The 18,502-nt window shown below is 69.0% G+C and carries 16 protein-coding genes; 5 read left to right on the top strand and 11 right to left on the bottom strand.

The genetic code is table 11. The features are described 5' to 3' along the window. Positions 1–9: 9 nt before the first annotated feature. On the bottom strand, positions 10–1,878 hold the full coding sequence (gene glmS / locus B4U45_RS19505) for a glutamine--fructose-6-phosphate transaminase (isomerizing) (protein ID WP_075547103.1): 1,869 nt from the start codon (positions 1,876–1,878) through the stop codon (positions 10–12). 99 nt (positions 1,879–1,977) lie between these two features. Between glmS and B4U45_RS19500 the strand changes: the two genes are divergently transcribed. From B4U45_RS19500 to B4U45_RS19490, 3 genes are read left to right on the top strand one after another with little or no spacing between them, the layout of a single operon-like run. After that, positions 1,978–2,817, top strand: a complete 840-nt coding sequence (locus tag B4U45_RS19500) for a dienelactone hydrolase family protein (protein WP_075547102.1) — start codon at positions 1,978–1,980, stop codon at positions 2,815–2,817. Between the two features lie 46 nt (positions 2,818–2,863). Continuing rightward, positions 2,864–3,214 (top strand): nuclear transport factor 2 family protein, encoded by a 351-nt coding sequence (locus B4U45_RS19495; protein ID WP_075547176.1) that lies wholly within the window; start codon positions 2,864–2,866, stop codon positions 3,212–3,214. 26 nt (positions 3,215–3,240) lie between these two features. After that, on the top strand, positions 3,241–4,284 hold the full coding sequence (locus B4U45_RS19490) for an LLM class F420-dependent oxidoreductase (RefSeq protein ID WP_075547175.1): 1,044 nt from the start codon (positions 3,241–3,243) through the stop codon (positions 4,282–4,284). A 5-nt stretch (positions 4,285–4,289) separates the two neighbouring features. On the opposite strand, the gene B4U45_RS19485 is transcribed toward B4U45_RS19490, so the two are convergent. The 9 genes from B4U45_RS19485 to eccCb form a co-directional block, all read right to left on the bottom strand. Continuing rightward, positions 4,290–5,657, bottom strand: a complete 1,368-nt coding sequence (locus tag B4U45_RS19485; protein WP_219859483.1) for a hypothetical protein — start codon at positions 5,655–5,657, stop codon at positions 4,290–4,292. Between the two features lie 2 nt (positions 5,658–5,659). Then, positions 5,660–5,998, bottom strand: a complete 339-nt coding sequence (locus B4U45_RS19480) for a hypothetical protein (protein ID WP_075547174.1) — start codon at positions 5,996–5,998, stop codon at positions 5,660–5,662. Positions 5,999–6,041: 43 nt separating this feature from the next. Continuing rightward, complete coding sequence (gene glmM, locus B4U45_RS19475) at positions 6,042–7,379, bottom strand: phosphoglucosamine mutase (RefSeq protein WP_075547100.1); 1,338 nt, start codon at positions 7,377–7,379, stop codon at positions 6,042–6,044. A 138-nt stretch (positions 7,380–7,517) separates the two neighbouring features. Beyond that, positions 7,518–7,970 carry a 30S ribosomal protein S9 gene (gene rpsI / locus B4U45_RS19470; RefSeq protein ID WP_075547099.1) on the bottom strand — a complete coding sequence of 151 codons (453 nt, stop codon included), beginning with the start codon at positions 7,968–7,970 and terminating at the stop codon, positions 7,518–7,520. After that, positions 7,967–8,410, bottom strand: a complete 444-nt coding sequence (gene rplM, locus B4U45_RS19465; RefSeq protein WP_023371098.1) for a 50S ribosomal protein L13 — start codon at positions 8,408–8,410, stop codon at positions 7,967–7,969. Before rplM ends, rpsI begins: the two co-directional genes overlap by 4 nt. A gap of 252 nt (positions 8,411–8,662) precedes the next feature. Further along, complete coding sequence (locus B4U45_RS19460; RefSeq protein ID WP_075547098.1) at positions 8,663–8,965, bottom strand: WXG100 family type VII secretion target; 303 nt, start codon at positions 8,963–8,965, stop codon at positions 8,663–8,665. A gap of 21 nt (positions 8,966–8,986) precedes the next feature. Then, positions 8,987–9,301, bottom strand: a complete 315-nt coding sequence (locus B4U45_RS19455) for a WXG100 family type VII secretion target (RefSeq protein ID WP_255245940.1) — start codon at positions 9,299–9,301, stop codon at positions 8,987–8,989. An 87-nt stretch (positions 9,302–9,388) separates the two neighbouring features. Next, positions 9,389–10,618: a type VII secretion-associated protein gene (locus B4U45_RS19450; RefSeq protein ID WP_075547172.1), complete on the bottom strand. Its 1,230-nt coding sequence runs from the start codon at positions 10,616–10,618 to the stop codon at positions 9,389–9,391. After that, positions 10,615–14,232, bottom strand: a complete 3,618-nt coding sequence (gene eccCb / locus B4U45_RS19445) for a type VII secretion protein EccCb (RefSeq protein ID WP_122526377.1) — start codon at positions 14,230–14,232, stop codon at positions 10,615–10,617. The genes B4U45_RS19450 and eccCb overlap by 4 nt, the downstream gene beginning before the upstream one ends. Positions 14,233–14,347: 115 nt before the next feature. On the opposite strand from eccCb, the gene eccD reads away from it, so the two are divergent. Together eccD and mycP are read left to right on the top strand one after the other, a co-directional pair. Further along, entirely contained in the window at positions 14,348–15,718 is a 1,371-nt protein-coding gene (eccD, locus tag B4U45_RS19440) for a type VII secretion integral membrane protein EccD (RefSeq protein ID WP_075547096.1), read from the top strand. Then, entirely contained in the window at positions 15,715–17,079 is a 1,365-nt protein-coding gene (gene mycP, locus B4U45_RS19435) for a type VII secretion-associated serine protease mycosin (RefSeq protein WP_075547095.1), read from the top strand. The genes eccD and mycP overlap by 4 nt, the downstream gene beginning before the upstream one ends. Here the strand turns inward: mycP and eccB are convergent. Next, positions 17,041–18,432 carry a type VII secretion protein EccB gene (gene eccB, locus B4U45_RS19430; RefSeq protein ID WP_075547094.1) on the bottom strand — a complete coding sequence of 464 codons (1,392 nt, stop codon included), beginning with the start codon at positions 18,430–18,432 and terminating at the stop codon, positions 17,041–17,043. The two genes, mycP and eccB, sit on opposite strands and share 39 nt — an antisense overlap. Positions 18,433–18,502 lie beyond the last annotated feature (70 nt).

Below are 18,502 nucleotides of genomic sequence, written 5' to 3'. Positions count from 1 at the left end.
GTGCGTCCGCTACTCCACGGTGACGGACTTGGCAAGGTTGCGCGGCTTGTCCACGTCGTAACCCCGCGCCTGGGCGACCGCGGCGGCGAACACCTGAAGCGGGATGGTCGACAGCAGCGGTTGCAAAAGCGTTGACACCGCGGGGATTTCGATCAGGTGATCGGCGTAGGGACGGACGGTTTCGTCGCCCTCCTCGGCGATCACGATGGTCACCGCGCCGCGGGTCTGGATTTCGCGGATATTGGACAGCAGCTTTGCGTGCAGTGTGGCCGAGCCCTTGGGCGAAGGCATGATGACGATCACCGGCAGGTCGTCTTCGATCAGTGCGATCGGACCGTGCTTGAGCTCGCCCGCCGCGAAACCCTCGGCGTGCATGTAGGCCAGTTCCTTGAGTTTGAGCGCGCCTTCCAGCGCCACCGGGTAGCCGACATGGCGACCCAGGAACAGCACCGTCGACGACTGCGCGAACCGGTAGGCCAGGTCGGCCACCGGCTTGACTCCGGAGATGACCCGGGCCACCAGGTCGGGCATCGCTTCCAGCTCGCGGTACTCGCGCTCGACCTCGTCGGGGTATTTGGTGCCGCGGGCCTGCGCCAAGGCCAGACCGAGCAGGTAATTGGCGGCGACCTGCGCCAGGAACGTCTTGGTGGAGGCGACGCCGATCTCCGGGCCCGCGCGGGTGTACAACACCGCGTCGCACTCCCGTGGGATCTGGGAGCCGTTGGTGTTGCAGATGGCCAGCACCTTGGCCTTCTGCTCCTTGGCGTGGCGGACCGCTTCCAGCGTGTCGGCGGTTTCCCCGGACTGTGAGACCGCCACGACCAGCGTGCTGCGGTCCAAAACCGGGTCACGGTACCGGAATTCGCTGGCCAGCTCCACTTCCACCGGCAGTCGCGTCCAGTGCTCGATGGCGTATTTGGCGAGTAGCCCGGAGTGATATGCCGTGCCGCAGGCGACCACGAACACCTTGTCGATATCGCGCAGTTCCTGATCACTCAAGCGTTGTTCGTCGAGCACGATCCGGTTGCCGACGAAATGCCCCAGCAGCGTGTCGGCCACCGCGGTGGGCTGTTCGGCGATCTCTTTGAGCATGAAGTACTCGTAGCCGCCCTTTTCGGCGGCGGCCAGGTCCCAGTCGATATGAAACTCTCTCGCATTCGCATCATCCGGGTTGCCGTCGAAGTCGGTGATCCGGTAGCCGTCCGCGGTGATCACCACCGCCTGGTCCTGGCCGAGTTCGACCGCATGGCGGGTGTGTTCGATGAACGCGGCCACGTCGGAGCCGACGAACATCTCGCCGTCGCCGATGCCGACCACCAACGGAGTCGAGCGGCGAGCAGCGACGATGGTGCCGGGATCGTCGGCGTTGGCGAAGACCAGGGTGAAATGGCCCTGCAGTCGGCGCAGCACGGACAGCACGGAGGCAACGAAATCGCCGGCCGTGTCGCCCTGGTGATACGCCCGCGACACCAGGTGCACCGCGACCTCGGTATCGGTGTCGCTGGCAAACTCCACGCCGGCCGTCTCCAGCTCCTGGCGCAGCATGGCGAAGTTCTCGATGATGCCGTTGTGGACGACGGCGATCCTGCCGGCCGCGTCGCGGTGCGGGTGCGCGTTGCGGTCGGTAGGACGACCGTGGGTTGCCCAGCGGGTGTGACCCAAACCGGTGGTGCCGGTCAGCTCGGACGGCGCCATGTCGGCCACCGCCGCCTCCAGGTTGGCCAGCCGGCCGGCACGGCGGCGCACTGTGAGCTTGCCCTCACCGTCGACCACGGCCATGCCCGAGGAGTCGTAGCCGCGGTACTCCATCCGGCGCAGCGCGTCCAGGACGACCTCGCAGGCAGGACGCTGTCCCACGTAGCCGACAATTCCGCACATAGCAGACCAGGGTAGTGCAGCCGCCGCCGAGACGGCGCGATCCCGACGACGCAGTCGGACCACTGGACCCATCCTCAGCGTCACCGCTAACGTCGACGGGTGGCCCGCACCCGCAAGCTCTTCGCCGCCCTCAGCCGCCGTGGTCCCCACCGCGTCCTGCGCGGTGACCTCGCCTTTGCCGGCCTACCGGGGATGGTGTACACCCCCGAAGCCGGACTCAACCTGCCCGGCATCGCCTTCGGCCACGACTGGCTGACCTCCGCCACCCGCTACTCGGGCCTGCTGGAACACCTCGCGTCATGGGGCATCGTGGCCGGAGCTCCCGATACCCAACGGGGCTTGGCGCCGTCGGTGCTGAACCTGGCCTTCGACCTGGGTGTTGCGCTCGACATCGTGGCGGGAGTGCGGCTGGGTCCCGGCAAGATTAGCGTGCACCCCGCCAAGCTGGGGCTGGTGGGACACGGCTTCGGCGGCTCGGCCGCGGTGTTCGCGGCGGCCGGCATGCCCGCCAAGCCGGCAGCCGTGGCGGCGATCTTTCCGACAGTGACCGCTCCCCCGCCGCAGCGGCCCGCAGCGACACTGAAAGTCCCGGGCCTGATCATCAGCGCACCAGGAGATCCCAAGACGTTGACGTCCAATGCCCTGGAGCTGTCGCAGGTCTGGGACGCGGCCACGCTGCGCATCGTCAGCAAAGCCAAGGCCGGCGGCCTGGTCGAGGGCAGGCGGTTGACGAAGGTGGTCGGGCTGGCCGGCGCGGACCGCAGGACGCAGCGATGCGTTCGGGCGCTGCTCACCGGATATCTGCTGTACACCCTCGGCGGGGACAAGGCATATCGCGAGTTCGCCGATCCCGATGCGCAGCTGCCCAAGACGGACGCGCTGGATCCGGAGGCTCCGCCGGTGACCCCCGAAGAGAAAATCGTCACGCTCTTGAAGTAGCCCGCGCTGCGGTCTGCTGACAGCCAGAATCGGGTAGTTCTCCATGATGCCCACTGTGCAAGTGCTCTACGACCGCTGGATTACCGAACTCTGGGCCGGTCGCCGGATTGGCGCCGAAATAGTGGCCGAAGACTTCGTGGGCCATTGGCCCGGGCGCGACATCCATGGACCCGCCGAGCTAGAGCAGATCATCGATGACACACGAACCAGGTTCGCGGACTTGACCTTTGCTGTCGAAATCGGCCCGCTGTGCGACGGTGACTGGGTCGCCGGCCGCTGGGTGGGCGCTGGCCACGGTCCGGACGGTCCCGTGGCGTTCACCGGCAACGACATCGTGCGTCTCAGCGCCGACCGGCAACGGTTCGCGGAGTATTGGGCGGGTACCTCGACGGGCTGATCCCGGCGCCGTGGTAAGTGTCGTTGATGCGAATCGGCATCGCCCTGGACTACTCGGGCGGCTTTCACGAAGCCGTCGACCGCGTCGTCGAACTGGAGAAGTCCGGCATTGACATCGCAGTGGTGGCTGAGGCGTATTCCTTCGACGCCGTCAGCCACCTGGGGTATCTGGCGGCCAGGACAACCCGCGTGGAATTGGCCTCCGGGATACTTCCGATCTATACCCGCACCCCGTCACTGCTGGCGATGACCGCCGCCGGCCTGGACTTCGTGTCCGACGGCCGCTTCCACCTCGGAATCGGCACCTCCGGACCGCAAGTGATCGAGGGCTTCCATGGCGTCGAATTCGACGCCCCGATAGGCCGTACCCGCGAGGTGGTGGAAATCTGCCGGCGGATCTGGCGCCGCGAGCGGCTGCACTACGCGGGCAAGCACTACCAGATCCCGCTACCGGCCGATCGCGGAACGGGTTTGGGTAAGGCCCTGCAGCTGATCAACCATCCTGTGCGGGAACGCATTCCGATATCGATTGCCGCGCTGGGACCGAAGAACGTCGAACTAACCGCGGAGATCGCCGAAGGCTGGCAGCCGGTGTTCTTCTATCCGGAGAAGGCTCGCGGGGTCTGGGGAGAAGCGCTGGCTGCCGGTGCCGCCAACCGAGATCCCGCGATAGGCCCGCTGGACGTGATGGTCGGCACCGCGCTGGCAATCGGGGAAGATGTCGAGGAGCGGTTGGGCTGGACCAAACCGCAATTGGCCCTCTATATCGGCGGCATGGGCGCCAAGGGCCGCAACTTCTACCACAGCCTGGCCACCCGGTACGGCTTCGGGGCGGCCGCAGACCGGATCCAGGAGCTGTATCTGGCCGGCCGCAAACAAGAGGCGATCGATGCGGTTCCCGACGAACTGGTGCGCGGGATCTCGCTGGTCGGGCCGCGGGGCCACGTCGCCGAACGACTGGCCGCCTTCGCCGACGCCGGTGTCACCACGCTGATGGTCAGACCGGTGACCGGCGACTCCGGTGAAGCGATGCGCTATGTCGAGGAACTGCTACGCCTGCGTCCCCCCTGACCCGCTCACTGCCCGGCCTTCGGAAGCTCGTCCGCGGCGATCTCGCAGGGGGTCGACCCATTCGTGGCCGGCTGCGGTGGAGACCCGTGCACCGGAGCCGACGCAGGCGGTGCTCCGCTGGGCGGCGGTTCAGTCACCGGCGGCCCGGCAGCCGGCGGTTCGGCGCCGGACGGCAGTCGGGCGACCGGTGCCAATGCAGCGGCGGCGTCGGTCCCCGTGGCAGCCCGCGGCTCGCCGGCTTCTTTAGCTGCGGCCACAGTTTCCGCCTCGTCAGCTCCGGCGTCGTCGGCGACATCGCCACCGAGGGGATCGTCGGGCACGGCCGGACTCTGCGAAACCAACGGGTCGGCAAGCGGTCCGGTCGCCGTCCCCAGCAGGTCCGCCATCGCGTCGACAATTCGGCCGGCGAGCTCACCCAGGCCGCCGGCTCCCCCGAATCCGCCCGAGCCGTCGAGCGGAGCCGGGGCACCATCGCCCATCGCGGCTCCCAGTCCCGACGGCGTCGGCGCGGTGGTCGGGGCTGCGGGGGTCGCCGGCGCAACCGCCGTCTGAGCCGGCGCCGGGTCCGAGGGCGCGGTATCCTGCACGCCCGCCGCGGGTATGGCTGCCGCCCTCGGCGTGGTCGGCCACGAGGACCGGCCGGGGCGCCAGTCGGGGCGCCAGTCGGGGCGCCAGTCGGGGCCAAGGGCGCCGGCAATCTCAAAGCACGCCCGCGGCGCGGCGGCCAGCCGGTCGGTGACCATGTCGTAGGACGCCGCCACCCCGGCCAGAGTCGAACGCATGGCAGTCAGCCAGTCGCCGCGAATATCGTTGTCTACGTCCGGCATTACCTGGCCGCGAAGCACTTCCTCGGCACCAGACCGGTCTCCCGCTCCCGCCAGCACCGTACCGGCCGCGGCCGACCACAGCGGCCGCGGCACGAGCGTGCGATCGTCGATGGCGATGGCCGTCGCCACCTTGGAGTCGATCAGCTGCCACAGGTTGTCGCGCAGCGACTCGCAGCGCTGCGCGGCCGCGCGCACCTCGGTGGCCAGTGCGGTTGCGCCCTCGCAATGCCGCTGCAGAAAGCCGACGGCGGCGTCGGCTCCGGATCCCGTCCATGCGGCCGCCAGCTCGAGCACCTGCGCACGCTGGATCCGCAGCGCTTCGCTGATCGCCGTACCCGCAGCCCGCAGCTGGGCGCAGTCGGAGTCCAGCGCGTGCAGGTCGAGTCCCTCTTCGCTGCCGTACCAGTCGCTGAACTGGGCGGGACGTGCTGTCAGGTCCGGATGGTGGTAGCCAAGGCGCTGGCAGGCCAGCAGGTAGGTCGCGGTTCGCTCGACCGCGGCCCGGCCTTCCGCGAGGCGTTCGGCGACGTCCAGCCGATCGGCCACGATCAGGCGATCCGGCCGGCGGCGAACAGATCGGCATCGGCATAGCGCTGGGCGCCGGTCCGCAGCGCGACCGCGATCTCGGCGGCGGCACGAGACCATAGCGACAACTCGGCGGCCAGCCGGTCCAGCACCGTACGCAACGCCTCACCGCGCTGCGTGTGCGCCCGACCGGCGCTGGAGCCGCCAAAAGCCAACCGGGACAAAAGGTTTACTGCTGCGTCGTCGACAAGCTCGGCTGCGGCGTCGATCTTGTCAGCGACCGCGAGCACCGCCGTCACGTCGATAGCGGTGCCGGCTTCACTAGCGCTGCCGGCGCAGTTTTTCCCATGATCGAGTCTCATGCTTGGTTCGACGCCGGATACGGCGCCCGGGTTCCGCCGAAATTCAGCGCGCGGCGCTGACCGCATCGGCGACGCTGGCCGCCAACCGCCGAGCGACGTCCTCGTCGGCCGCCTCCACCATGACGCGAATCATCGGCTCGGTTCCAGAGGGACGCAACAGGATCCGGCCCGTGTCGCCCAGCTCGGCCGCAGCCCGGTCGACGGCCGTCTGGACCGACGGCGCCGCGGCGGCGGTGACCTTGTCGGCAACCTCGACGTTGATCAGTACCTGTGGCAACGTCTGCATTGCCGATGCCAAGGAGGCTAGCGACGAGCCGGTCTGCACCATGCGGGTCATCAGCCGCAGCCCGGTGACGATCCCGTCTCCGGTCGATCCCAGCGCCGGCATCACGATATGGCCGGATTGCTCACCGCCCAGGCTGTAGTCGCCGGCGCGCAATTCCTCGAGGACATAACGGTCACCGACTGCGGTGGTGCGCACCGTGACACCCGCGGCGCGCATGGCCAGATGCAGGCCGAGGTTGCTCATCACTGTGGTCACCAGCGTGTCGGCGGTCAATTCGCCGGCTTCCCGCATGGCCAGTGCCAGCACCACCATGATGGCGTCGCCGTCGACGAGCTCACCATTGGCGTCGACGGCCAGGCAGCGGTCGGCATCTCCGTCGTGCGCCAGACCCAGGTCGGCACGATGCGCAATGACGGCCGCTCGTAGACAATCCAAGTCCGTCGATCCGCAGGCGTCGTTGATGTTGACGCCGTTGGGCTCAGCGTTGATCGCGATGACCCTGGCCCCGGCGGCCCGATACGCGCGCGGCGCCACCGCCGACGCGGCGCCGTGAGCACAATCGACCACCACGGTGAGACCGTCAAGCGGCGTGGTGCTGGCCTTGCTCACCTGACGCAGGTAACGTTCCGCCGCATCCTCGGCGTCGACGACGCGGCCGATTCCCGCGCCGACCGGACGCAACCCGGGACCGGAGGCGACCAGGTTCTCGATCTGGTCTTCGGTCACGTCGTCGAGTTTCTGGCCGCCGGCGCCGAAGATCTTGATGCCGTTGTCGGGCATCGGGTTGTGCGACGCCGAGATCATCACCCCGAAGTCGGCGTCGTAGGCGCCCGTCAGGTAGGCCACCGCCGGTGTCGGAAGCACCCCGACCCGCAGTGCGTCCACACCCTGGCTGGTCAGCCCGGCGATCACAGCGGCCTCCAGCATTTCGCCGCTGGCCCGCGGATCACGGCCGACCACGGCAACCCGCCGGCCCGGTCCACCCGAGCTCGCCAGGTGCCGCGCGGCGGCGGCGCCCAGCGCCAGGGCCAACTCTGCGGTCAGCTCGCGGTTGGCGACCCCGCGCACACCGTCGGTGCCAAATAGTCGACCCATGCGGACAAACCTCTCACAGTTGACGTCCTGCACCCAAAGGTGCCCACTTCTTTGTCGCCGAAACCGTGCCCACGGATGCGCCGACACGCCGCACACGATGCATAAAAAGCACGGTTGCGGCCCGAAAGTGATGTTCGATCAGCGCTTGCTGTACTGAGGCGCCTTGCGGGCCTTCTTCAGCCCGTACTTCTTGCGTTCGGTGGCGCGCGGGTCGCGGGTGAGGAACCCGGCCTTCTTCAGCGGGGGCCGGTCCTCCGGGTTGGCCAGGATCAACGCGCGGGCTATGCCCAGGCGCAACGCCCCCGCTTGGCCTGACGGGCCGCCGCCGTTGAGGTGGGCGAAGATGTCGTAGCTTTCCACCCGATCGACCGTGACCAGCGGAGCCTTGATGAGCTGCTGGTGCACCTTGTTGGGGAAGTAGTCCTCCAGGGTGCGGCCGTTGAGGTCGAACTTGCCGGTGCCGGGCACCAGACGCACCCGTACCACGGCTTCCTTACGGCGCCCGACGGTCTGGATGGGCCGTTCGAACACGAACGCCTCGTGCCGGACTGGCTGGCTCTCGACGGCGGGAGCCTCGCTGATTTCGGTCACTGCGCCACCTGCTTGATCTCGAACGGAACCGGCTGCTGCGCGGTGTGGGGATGCTCCGGCCCGGCGTAGACGCGCAGCTTTCGCTGGATCTCACGGCTCAGCTTGTTCTTGGGCAGCATCCCCACAATCGCCTTTTCCACCACACGATCCGGGTGCTTTTGCATCAGCTCGCCGATGGTGCGCTTGCGCAGGCCGCCGGGATATCCCGAGTGGCGGTAAGCCATTTTGTGGCGCAGTTTGTCGCCGCTGATGGCGACCTTGTCGGCGTTGACGATGATGACGAAGTCGCCACCGTCGACATTGGGCGCGAACGTCGGCTTGTGCTTGCCACGCAGCAGGTTGGCCGCTGCGACGGCAAGGCGGCCAAGCACCACGTCCGTGGCGTCGATGACATACCACGACCTCGTGGTGTCACCCGCCTTGGGCGCGTATGTAGGCACAGCGCTTACCACACTTTCTCTCGGGCGGATCCCGGTGCGAGCCGGGTGCCGGTCAAGCGTTCACGGTTGGGGTAGTTCTCGACGACCGACATTGACCCGAGGCCCCGGCGTACCGCACGCCAACGGAGCAGCTTACCGACGGCCATCCCCGCAGGTCAAAATCGCGGCAGGTGATGACCGCCGCAGGTCAACATCACTGTGCGGTCCCGACGGCTCTCCTCCGCCGGGACCGCACAGAGCTTGAGGCGTCGCCTAGCGCGCCCACACACCGGCTGCCCGGCGGTCGGCGTGCGCCACCTCCTCGGCGCCGTCGCGGACGGCATTTCCCAAGCCGACCAGGATCTCGTTGAGGGCGCTGGCCGCCTGATGCCACCTGAGTTGTTCGAGTTGGTATGCGGCCGCCGCTTCCCTCGTCCAGAGTTGCTGCAACGGCGCGATGTGGGATCTCAGCTCCTCGAGCGCGGCGTTGAAACGCGCCGAGGTGGTGTGGATCTCCTGACGAACGCCGTATTCGATGGCGTCGAAGTTGTACGACAAGGCGGGGTCTGTGGTCATCTCGGATGCTGGTCCTGTCGATCACAAAGTTCCGCCGGCGGCGGCGATATGGTGGGCATGGTTTTGACCGGCCTCATGCAGCATGGCCTCGTTGTGCCGGATGGCTTCGGCGATCGTATGCAGCGCGTGGTACAGCCGCGTCGACTCGGCGTTCCAGCGATCCACCACGTCTTTGAATCGCGCGGCCGCCATCCCGCCCCACGTCGACGCCGGCACGCTGCTCATCCGGCCGATGAATGCCTGAAGCATCGCCCGGATTTCCTCGTTGCGCGCGTCCGTCGTGGCCGCGACCGACCGCATCAGGTCGAAATCGGCATTCAGTGCGTTCGGGCTCACCTTTTTCCTCTCCAGTTGCTCCCCAGTTGTTCACCACCTAGTACGACTACGGGCGACGCCATTCGGTTCCGTCCAAATTTCCCCGGCTCAGCCGACCGCATGCGCCGACCGCACGGCACGTTCGCAAACGTCGCGGACGGCGTCCTGCGCACCGGGCCGGCTCTGGCATCCGATGCTGATCCGGACGCCGCCGTCGAGCAACACCGCCCACCACACGTCATGTCCGGCGCGCGCCTCGCGGTAGGTCACCGCGGGCCGGCCGGCGCTCACGCCGGACGGGTTGAAGTCGACGAATACACCGGCTGGTTCGGCATCGACGGCCCGTCGCAATCGTTCGACGGTCTGCGTCAGCGTTTCCCCGGGCACCTGCGATTGGGTGATGTGCAACGCCACCTCGGGATCTGTCGGCGACGTGAGCTGTAGTCGAGCCGAACCCGGCCCGCCGATCACTCGCTGCGTAGGCCAGCCGGCGGGAACAGTGAGCGCGACGCGGCCCTCCACCAGAAACGTCGTCGACACCACCGGCACCGCCGTCGCACCCTGATGCGCCGTTGCGGCTACCACCAGCACCGTCAGGGCGACGCCGGCGGCCGCTAGCCCCGCGAACCTGCCGGCGCGGGCGCCACGCTGCACACCCGGGGATCCACTCGAGAACCCCGTCGGCTTCTCCGTCGCGTCCTTCGCCAGCCGCGACAGTCGAGCATCGTCGACCTCGGCGACGGCTTGGCGCGCCCGCAACACACCCGCGATCGCCGTCGCGAGCGCAGCCGCTCCCGCGACAGTGCCCGGCACGTCGATGACCACCGCGGCCCCGGTGCCCCGGGTTATGCCGGCGACAACCCCGGCGACCTCGTCGGCCTCCACCCGAGCCTTCGCCAAGCGCGGCACGGCGGTCATCACGTCGGAGCCGACGACCACCACCAACCGATCCGCGATCTCCACCACGACGGCTTCCGCGGCGGCCCCAGCGGCGGCCCCTACGGCGGCTCGGGTGAGCAACCACGACCGCGGCCGCACCACGACGTCACCGGCAGCCACCGCTCGGGCCGCCCTGGTGACCACAGCTACCCGCGCCACCGGCCACCACGACGGATGCACGACGACCATGCCGTCGCCGTGGTCGCGCGCCAGTCTGCGCAACGTAGCCGACCAGAGCGCCGAGACGGCGACCGGCCGCCCACCGACCAGCGCAACCGGGTCGTCGATCGCATTCAGGGCAGCCGCGCGCACCTCGGTGTCGTCAAAAACGCCTGCGCCACAACATAGTCGGCGGATGGCGCCGGGGCCCGCCTCGATCACCACGGGATGCGTGCTCATGGCGGCGGACTCCACGCCACCTGAACCCGCCGCTCGTCACCGGTGCGGGTGATCAGGACGCCGCGGCCCGCGGGCAACGGTCCCGGGCGGCTCGAGCCGAACAACGCGCCTTCCTCCGCACGTCCGCTCATCATCAGCGCCATGCAGCCGAAGTCACGCAGACCCGCCAGCAGCGGCTCGAACATGGCTCGCGCGACTCCGGCGCTGCGCCGCGCGATCACCAGGTGCAGTCCGAGATCCGTTGCAAACGGCAGGTATTCGAGCACGGCCAGCAGTGGGTTACCCACGGTTGTGGCGACCAGGTCGTAGTCGTCGACCACCAGAAAGATGTCCGGTCCGGTCCACCAGGACCTGGTACGCAACTGCGCCTGACTGACCTCGGCGGGCGGCATTCGTTGCTGCAGCAGCGATACGACGCCCGGCAGCATTGCATCCAGTGCGGGCGCCGACATGGCATAGCCGCCGAGGTGTTCCGACTCGACAACACCGAGCAGGGCGCGCCGGTAGTCGACGATGAAGAGTCGGGCCTGGGCAGGGGTTCTGGCCCGGCCGATCTCCCGGCACAGCAGACGGAGCGTGGCCGACTTCCCGCACTCGTTGTCGCCGAAAACCACCAGATGGGATTGCTGTTCGAAATCGATTGCAGCGGGCTGCAGTTCGCGCTCATCCAGACCGAGCAGGATATGCTGGCCGGCTGCGGGGCGCAGGACCCTGTCGTAGTCCACCCGCGCGGGCAACAACGGTATCGGCGGCGCGACCGCGTCACCGCCGTGCTGACCCAGATCGACTACGTTCGGCCCGGGCAGGGCGACCATCATGTGAGAACCGTCGGGCGCGAGCCCGCGTCCGGGCCGGTCGCGGGGCACCTGCCGCGCCTGCCTGCGGTCCACTTCTGATTCGGCGGGCTCGCCGAGTCGCAGCTCGATCCGGGTGCCGGTCTGGTCTTTGAGCGACGGCCTGATCTCCGCCCATCGCGACGCCGACACCATCACGTGAATCCCGAATGAAAGGCCCTGTGCCGCAAGCGCGGTGATGGGCTCCTCCAGTTCGCCGAATTCGTGGCGCACCGTTGCCCAGCCGTCGACCACCAGAAACACATCGGCGGGCCGGCCGCAGCTCCCGCCGTGCCCGCATGCCGACGACTCCCGCGACCGCAGCACCGACTCCAGTTCGGCGACGATGCGCCGGACCAACTCCGGCTCCGAGCGTCCGGCAACCGCCCCCACATGCGGCAGATCGCGGATCGCGGCCAGAACACCGCCGCCGAAGTCCAGGCAGTAGAACTGGACGCGGCCCGCATCGTGGGTGGCCGCGAGTGCGGTGATCAACGTGCACAAGGCGGTCGACTTGCCCGATCGGGTCGCCCCCACGACCGCGACATGGCCTGCGGCCGCGGACAAGTCGACAGTCAGCGGCGAGCGGGACTGGTGAAACGGCCGGTCCACGAACCCGATCGGCACCATCAGTTCGCGCCGCGCATCGTCGGCCAATAGGGCATCCAGCGCCGGTGCCTCCTGAAGCGGCGGCAACCAGACTTGGTGTGCGGGTGGACCGTGACCGGCCAATCGGTCCAACACCGCATGAAACACGCTGCGCGCGGGCTTAGCACTGCCCTCGGCGGCGCCCGTGACCGCCCCGGCATGCTCCGATGTGAACAGCCGCACCTCCTGCGGCAGGGCCGATCGAGCCGCAGCCGCGGGCCGCGGCAGCGGTCCCGAAACGAACGCGGTCTGAAACCGGGTCAGCTCGCCGGTCGCCGTGCGCAGCCACCCGGCGCCCGGAGTGTTGGGCAGCTCGTAGGCGTCGAGTGTCCCCAAGACGGCCCGCGAGTCACCGGCGGACAACGTCTTCAGGCATACCCGGTAGGAAAGGTGGGCTTCCAGTCCACGCAGCCTGCCCTCGTCGAGCCGTTGACTGGCGAGCAGCAGATGCATCCCCAGCGAGCGTCCGAGCCGGCCGATCGCGACGAATACCTCGGCGAAATCGGGGTGCTGGCGCAGCAATTCGGAGAACTCGTCGACGATGATGAACAGCGTCGGCAGGGCGGCCAGTCGAGCACCGCCGCGGCGCGCATTCTCGTAGGCGGCCACACTGACAAAGTTGCCGGCCGTCCGCAGCAGCTGTTGCCGGCGGTTCATCTCGCCGGCCAGGGCCTCTTGCATCCGGGCGACCAGCGGCGCCTCGTCGGCAAGATTGGTGATGACCGCGGCCACGTGCGGCGACCGGGCCAGGTCGAGAAATGTTGCGCCGCCCTTGAAATCGATCAGCAGCAAATTGAGCGCCTCGGGGCAGTTGCGCGCCATCATGCCCAGCGCGACGGTGCGCAACAGTTCCGACTTTCCCGACCCGGTGGCACCGACACAGAGGCCATGCGGCCCCATACCGTTTTCGGCGGGTTCCTTGATGTCCAGTTCGACGGGCGTGCCGTCGGTCCCGGTTCCAATCGGCGCGCGGAGCCGGTCTCCGACGTTCCGGTTGCGCCACCGGGCAGCCGGGTCGAAGGCATCGACCTCACCAATGCCGACCAGGTTGGCCCACTCTGAGCCGACGGCATTGCTGTCCGCCCGGCCGCCGGCCCGGTACCCCGCCAGCAGCCGCGCGCAGACGAGCGCGTCGACGGGCCCCATCCAGTCGGCGCGCGCCGGTGTCTCGACCTCGCCGCCACGCCGGATCACCACGGCCGAACCGCCACCGCAGCGGCCGACCGCGAGGATCTTCGCGCCGGCGGGGAAGGCGCCGGCGGGTTCGTCGGTGTCGACGATCACCACGGTCGGCAGCGCCGCACCGCTAAGCGAGGCGTGCGCCGCCGCCCACGTGGCATACACCATCCGAGCCGAGCCCAGCGCATCGACACAACGTTGGTGTTGGTTGTGCGGCAACCACTTCAGCCAGTCCCAGTGCCGGCGATTCCGGTCGCTGGCCACCGCTGCGATGGCCACCTGATCCGGCGGGTGCAGCACCGCGACTTGACAGACCATTGCGCGGATCAGCCCACGCACCCGGGCCGCGTCGCCCTCGATGGTGACTGCATCGCGTAACGAGATCGCCAGAGGTGCGTCGGTTAGCGTCGAATGCGCACGCAGAAAACGGCGCAGCGCGGTCACGGTGACCGGATCGGCTGGCTGCCCGGCCGGCAGCTGCGGAGCCACCAAACGGGTTGCCAGCGGCCGGGTTCCACGGCCGACACGCACGCGGCAGAAGTCGGCATCGGCCGGGCGACGTTCCCACATCCGCGGTCCACCGACCACGGTGAACAACATATCGGGCTCGGGATGCGTCCAATTCAGTGAGCAATGCTGTGCCACAGCGATTTCAGTGACCGTTGCGCGCAGGCCAGTCAGGTATCGGAGGTAGTCCAGGCGCTCGTCGTCCAGGCCGCTATCGCGGCCGCGACCGAGGCCGCTTATCGCGGTGACGACCAGCGACGCCACCGTCATCGCCGGGAACGCCAGAAACGCGGGGCTGCGGGCTGCCGACGATCCCGAAAGGAAAGCCGCTGCCGTTATGCCGAGCATCACCACCGATATCGCCAGCGGCGCAACGCGTACCAGCAGACCCGGTGATGCGGATCGCCGGACCTCCGGTGGTGCGGCGACCACCACTTCGGCTGACACAGTGCGACGACGCTAGGCAGCGCCGCGACCGGCCGCAAGTCAGCTGTGCACAGCCGAAAACGACTCCGGGGCAATCCGGTTAAAGTCCGTTGGACCGAACCTGAGAGGAGCTCCGTTGTCTGCAGCCGATCCCGGCCTGCGCCGCGTCGCGGTTCATGCCGGCACCACGGTCGTCGACCTGTCACTGCCCGCGGCGCTTCCGGTCGCGGCGTTGATCCCGCCGATCATCGACGTCCTGGGCGATCGCCTCGAGCGGGACACCGCGACGGGCTACCACCTGTGCACGCCGGGCGGGCAATTACTGGCATCAACGACGACACTGGCGCACAGCGATATCCACGACGGCACCGTGCTGGTGCTCAGCCGGTCCGTTCCCGAGCCGCCCGCCGAGCGCCACGACGACCTGGCCGAGGCGGTATCGGCAATGCTGGGCTCCGCGGCCCCCCGCCCGGGTCGCCGCACCGCTGCGCTCACCGGTGCGCTGGCGGCCGGTGCTGTGACCGCTGTCGGGTCCGGGGTGCTGATTCGGGATGCGTTGCGCGCCGGCGCTCAACACGGCGCGACGGCGGGTGGCGCGGCGGCGGCCGGCGTGATCGCTCTGCTACTTGCGGGCATTGCACACCGGATCCACCGCGACCCGATCGCCGCACTCACGTTGAGCGTGATCGCCACGGTCTTCGTCGCGGTTGCCGGTCTGCTGGCGGTGCCCGGTGCCCCGGGTATTCCGCACGTCATGCTCGCCGCCACGGCGGCGGCCGTCACGGCGGTGCTGGGTATTCGCGTAACCGGTTGCGGCATAGCGCCTTTAACCGCCATAGGGGGCTGCGCGACCGTCATCGCGGTCGCTGCGCTGGCAGGGGTGATGACCGCGGCGCCGGTGTATGTCATCGGTTCGTGGGCCGCGCTGGCATCGTTGGGTCTGCTGGAAGTGTGCGGGCGGATGTCCATTGCGTTGGCGGGCTTGTCGCCACGGCTGCCACCGGCGATCGACCACGACGACCCCGACGACCTGCCGCCGGCCGAGGTGCTGGCCACCAAGTCGATACGCGCCGGCAAGTGGCTGACCAGCCTGCTGGCCACCTTCTCCGGCTGCGCCGCCGTCGGGGCAATCGTCGCCGCGCTGACCACCCATCGCGGCGTCCCCCTGGCCACCACCACCGCCGCGCTGTTGCTGCTGCGCGCCCGCGCACACCGCCACCGGACACGGTGGCTGCTGCTCGTCGTCAGCGGAATCATCACTGGCACAACAGCGTTTCTCACCGCGACGACCAACTGGATGCAGCACGGAGTCCGGATCGCCGCGCTGACCGCGATACTGACCGCGGCGGCGCTGTTTCTGGGCTTCGTTGCTCCCGGGATGTCGCTCTCGCCCGTCGCCAGGCGAGGTATCGAGGCGCTGGAGTTGGCGGCCTGGGTCGCCGTGGCGCCGCTGGTCTGCTGGACATGCGGGGTCTTCGACGCCGTTAGGGCCCTCGACCTGATATGAACATCGCGACGGTGCGCGTCACCCATCTGCTGGTGGTAGCGCTGACCACGGCGCCGTGGTGCGTGACGCCATCGGCGCACGCCGTGTCGCCGCCGCGGGTAGACGAAAGGTGGCTGCCCGCGGCGGCGTCACCGGCCCCGCCACAACCCACCGTGCAACGCGAGGTCTGCACCGCGGCCACCGCGGTGCCCGGCCACGACGCCGCCACCGCACAACTGGCGGATCTCGAGTTGCCACAGCTCTGGCAGTTCACCCGGGGGGCCGGCCAGCGGGTCGCCGTCATCGACACCGGCGTCGCCCGGCACCGACGACTGCCGCACCTCGTTGGCGGCGGCGACTACGTCGCCGCCGGCGACGGCACCCGGGATTGTGACGCACACGGCACCGTCGTCGCCGGGATCATAGCCGCCGCAACGGATTCCGGCGCAGACGGGTTCAGCGGGGTAGCGCCCGAGGTCACCGTGATCAGCATCCGGCAGTCCAGCGCCAAGTTCGCTCCGGTCGCCGACCGCTCCGGCACCGGGGTCGGTGACGTCGACACGATGGCGCAAGCCGTCCGCACCGCAGCCGACCTCGGCGCGTCGGTGATCAACATCTCGTCAGTCGCCTGCGTCCCGGCCGAACCCTTACTCGACGACCGTGCCTTGGGCGCCGCATTGGCCTACGCGGTCGACGTCAAGAATGCCGTCGTGGTGGCCCCGGCCGGCAATACCGACGGCGGCGCGCGCTGTCCGGCCCAGCGGCCCGACGTATCCCGGGACACCGTTACCGTCGCGGTCAGTCCGGCCTGGTATGACGACTACGTACTGACCGTCGGGTCGGTGAACCCGGCCGGTGCACCGTCGTCGTTCACCCTTGCCGGGCCATGGGTCGACGTCGCCGCCACCGGCGAGGACGTGACCTCGCTGAGCCCCGTTGGTGGCGGGCTGGTGAATGCCCTTGACGGACAACATGGCTCGGTGCCACTGTCCGGCACCAGTTTTGCCGCACCCGTCGTCAGCGGGCTGGCCGCCTTGATTCGCGCCCGATTTCCGGCGTTGACCGCCCGACAAGTGATGCAGCGGATCACCTCGACCGCCCATCACCCACCGGCAGGATGGAATCCCCTGGTCGGCAACGGCACCATCGACGCCCCGGCCGCGCTGAGCACGGATTCCGCGCCGCCGGCGCCCGCGGCCAAGCCCGACACCGCGGCCGCGCCGATCACGACGATGCCGGTGTCTGCCGATCACCGCAGCCGTGACGCGGCTTTGGGCGGGACCGCCATCGGCCTGGTGGTGCTCGTGGCGGTTCTGGTCTCGTTCGGAGCCACCAGGCTTCGGCTAGGACGGTCGGGCCGAGACGGTGTCATGGGCGACTGACGCCTCCTGCCTGCCGAGTTCGGGTCCCTGCGGCAGCGCCGCCACTATCGGCCACGGCGCCGGGACCGGCGCCGGCAGCCCGAGGTGACGTGCGGCCTCGTCGTCGCGGATCGCGAACCGCACACCCGTGTCGGTGACCAGGTAGCGCCAAACCGTCCGGATTTCCGCGCCGGACAAGCTCCGCGCGGCCGCGTAGGCGCTGCGACCCGGCGGTAGGTAGACCGCGTCCAGTGCGGGCCCGCGACCATCGGCTTGCGCCAGCGTTACCGGGGCCGCCGCGGCCGGCAACGGCAGGCCGCTGCCGGTCAGGAACGCGAGTTCGGGTCGATCCGACTGCGCCGGCAGCCACGTCACGCACAACGTGGTGGCGCTATCGGCACCAGAGGTCGCCACCTCATCGGGGAACGTGGACAGCGGCAGGACGTTTGCGATCGGAGCGGAGCGGATCGCATCGGGTGCCGCGGCGACGACGTGAATGTTGCCTTGCGAGTCGCTGAACCGCAGCAGGTCCGCGGCGACCCGGCCGATCCGTTGGACACCGGTTTTCAGCACCACGTAAAACTCCTCGTTCACGTCGCGTGTGAGGCTCAGCACAGTGCCGACGGGAAACCCGGCCGTGGTCGGCTCGCCCGCGTGGCTGATCGGCGGAGCGCTGATCGGCGGGACCTCCGGCACGGCGCTGAGCAAAGACTGCGAGACGACCCGCGGAGTCCGGCCCTCCAGCCGCAGCGCCCGCAGCACCGCGGAATCGGCAAGATCCACCACGGCACGGCGTCCGTGGTACAGCAGATACGCCGGTGCACCGGACCCGACGGTGACCAGGAGTGTCTGCTCGGGGGCCAGCCGGCGAACCGACGTCTCGGAAACAGGACCGACCAGCACCGTGGTTGCCGCTCCCCGATCGGCGTCGCAGACGGTCCACCGCGACTCGGCGGCGGCCAGCGACGGCCCGATCAGCTGCGGCGCTCCCGAAATGCCCAGCAGCGGACCGCGTTTGGTGTGACGCAGGTCAGCCTCACGCACCCGCCGGGGATTGGCGTCCGATGCTGCGATCAATCGCGCCGAGGCCAAGTTCAGCACCGGATGCCAGGTATCGCCCACTCGCACGTACAGCGCCCCGGTGTCGCGGCCCATCACGATGTGCGCGTCACCGAGGCCCGGCTGCGGCTGCGCCAGCGCGCCGATCGCGCAGGCGGCCGCCGCGACGGTCGCCAGTACGCAGCCGACCGCCAGCGCCAGCGTGGGGGCCCGCAGTCCCCGATCACCATCCCGATGCAGCAACACACACTCGAGGCGTCGGAGCAGAAAACGGTAGGCATTGACGTGCCGCCCTGCACTCGATTGGCCGGACATTTAATCCCCACCGTCCATGCCCAGACAGTAGGCCTTGAGCAGGAGCTTCTTCAGTCACTCATCCACAGAC

Origin of the sequence: Mycobacterium persicum (genome assembly GCF_002086915.1) — a bacterium.
GTDB lineage: Bacteria > Actinomycetota > Actinomycetes > Mycobacteriales > Mycobacteriaceae > Mycobacterium > Mycobacterium persicum.
The sequence above is the reverse complement of the archived record's forward strand: the minus strand, read 5'-3'. Positions and strand labels throughout refer to the sequence as shown.

Coding starts and splice junctions, on each gene's coding strand:
- glmS (WP_075547103.1), bottom strand. CDS start 1,878: ATGTGCGGAATTGTCGGCTACGTGGGACAGCGTCCTGCCTGCGAGGTC.
- B4U45_RS19495 (WP_075547176.1), top strand. CDS start 2,864: ATGCCCACTGTGCAAGTGCTCTACGACCGCTGGATTACCGAACTCTGG.
- B4U45_RS19490 (WP_075547175.1), top strand. CDS start 3,241: ATGCGAATCGGCATCGCCCTGGACTACTCGGGCGGCTTTCACGAAGCC.
- B4U45_RS19480 (WP_075547174.1), bottom strand. CDS start 5,998: ATGAGACTCGATCATGGGAAAAACTGCGCCGGCAGCGCTAGTGAAGCC.
- glmM (WP_075547100.1), bottom strand. CDS start 7,379: ATGGGTCGACTATTTGGCACCGACGGTGTGCGCGGGGTCGCCAACCGC.
- B4U45_RS19460 (WP_075547098.1), bottom strand. CDS start 8,965: ATGACCACAGACCCCGCCTTGTCGTACAACTTCGACGCCATCGAATAC.
- B4U45_RS19450 (WP_075547172.1), bottom strand. CDS start 10,618: ATGAGCACGCATCCCGTGGTGATCGAGGCGGGCCCCGGCGCCATCCGC.
- mycP (WP_075547095.1), top strand. CDS start 15,715: ATGAACATCGCGACGGTGCGCGTCACCCATCTGCTGGTGGTAGCGCTG.
- eccB (WP_075547094.1), bottom strand. CDS start 18,432: ATGTCCGGCCAATCGAGTGCAGGGCGGCACGTCAATGCCTACCGTTTT.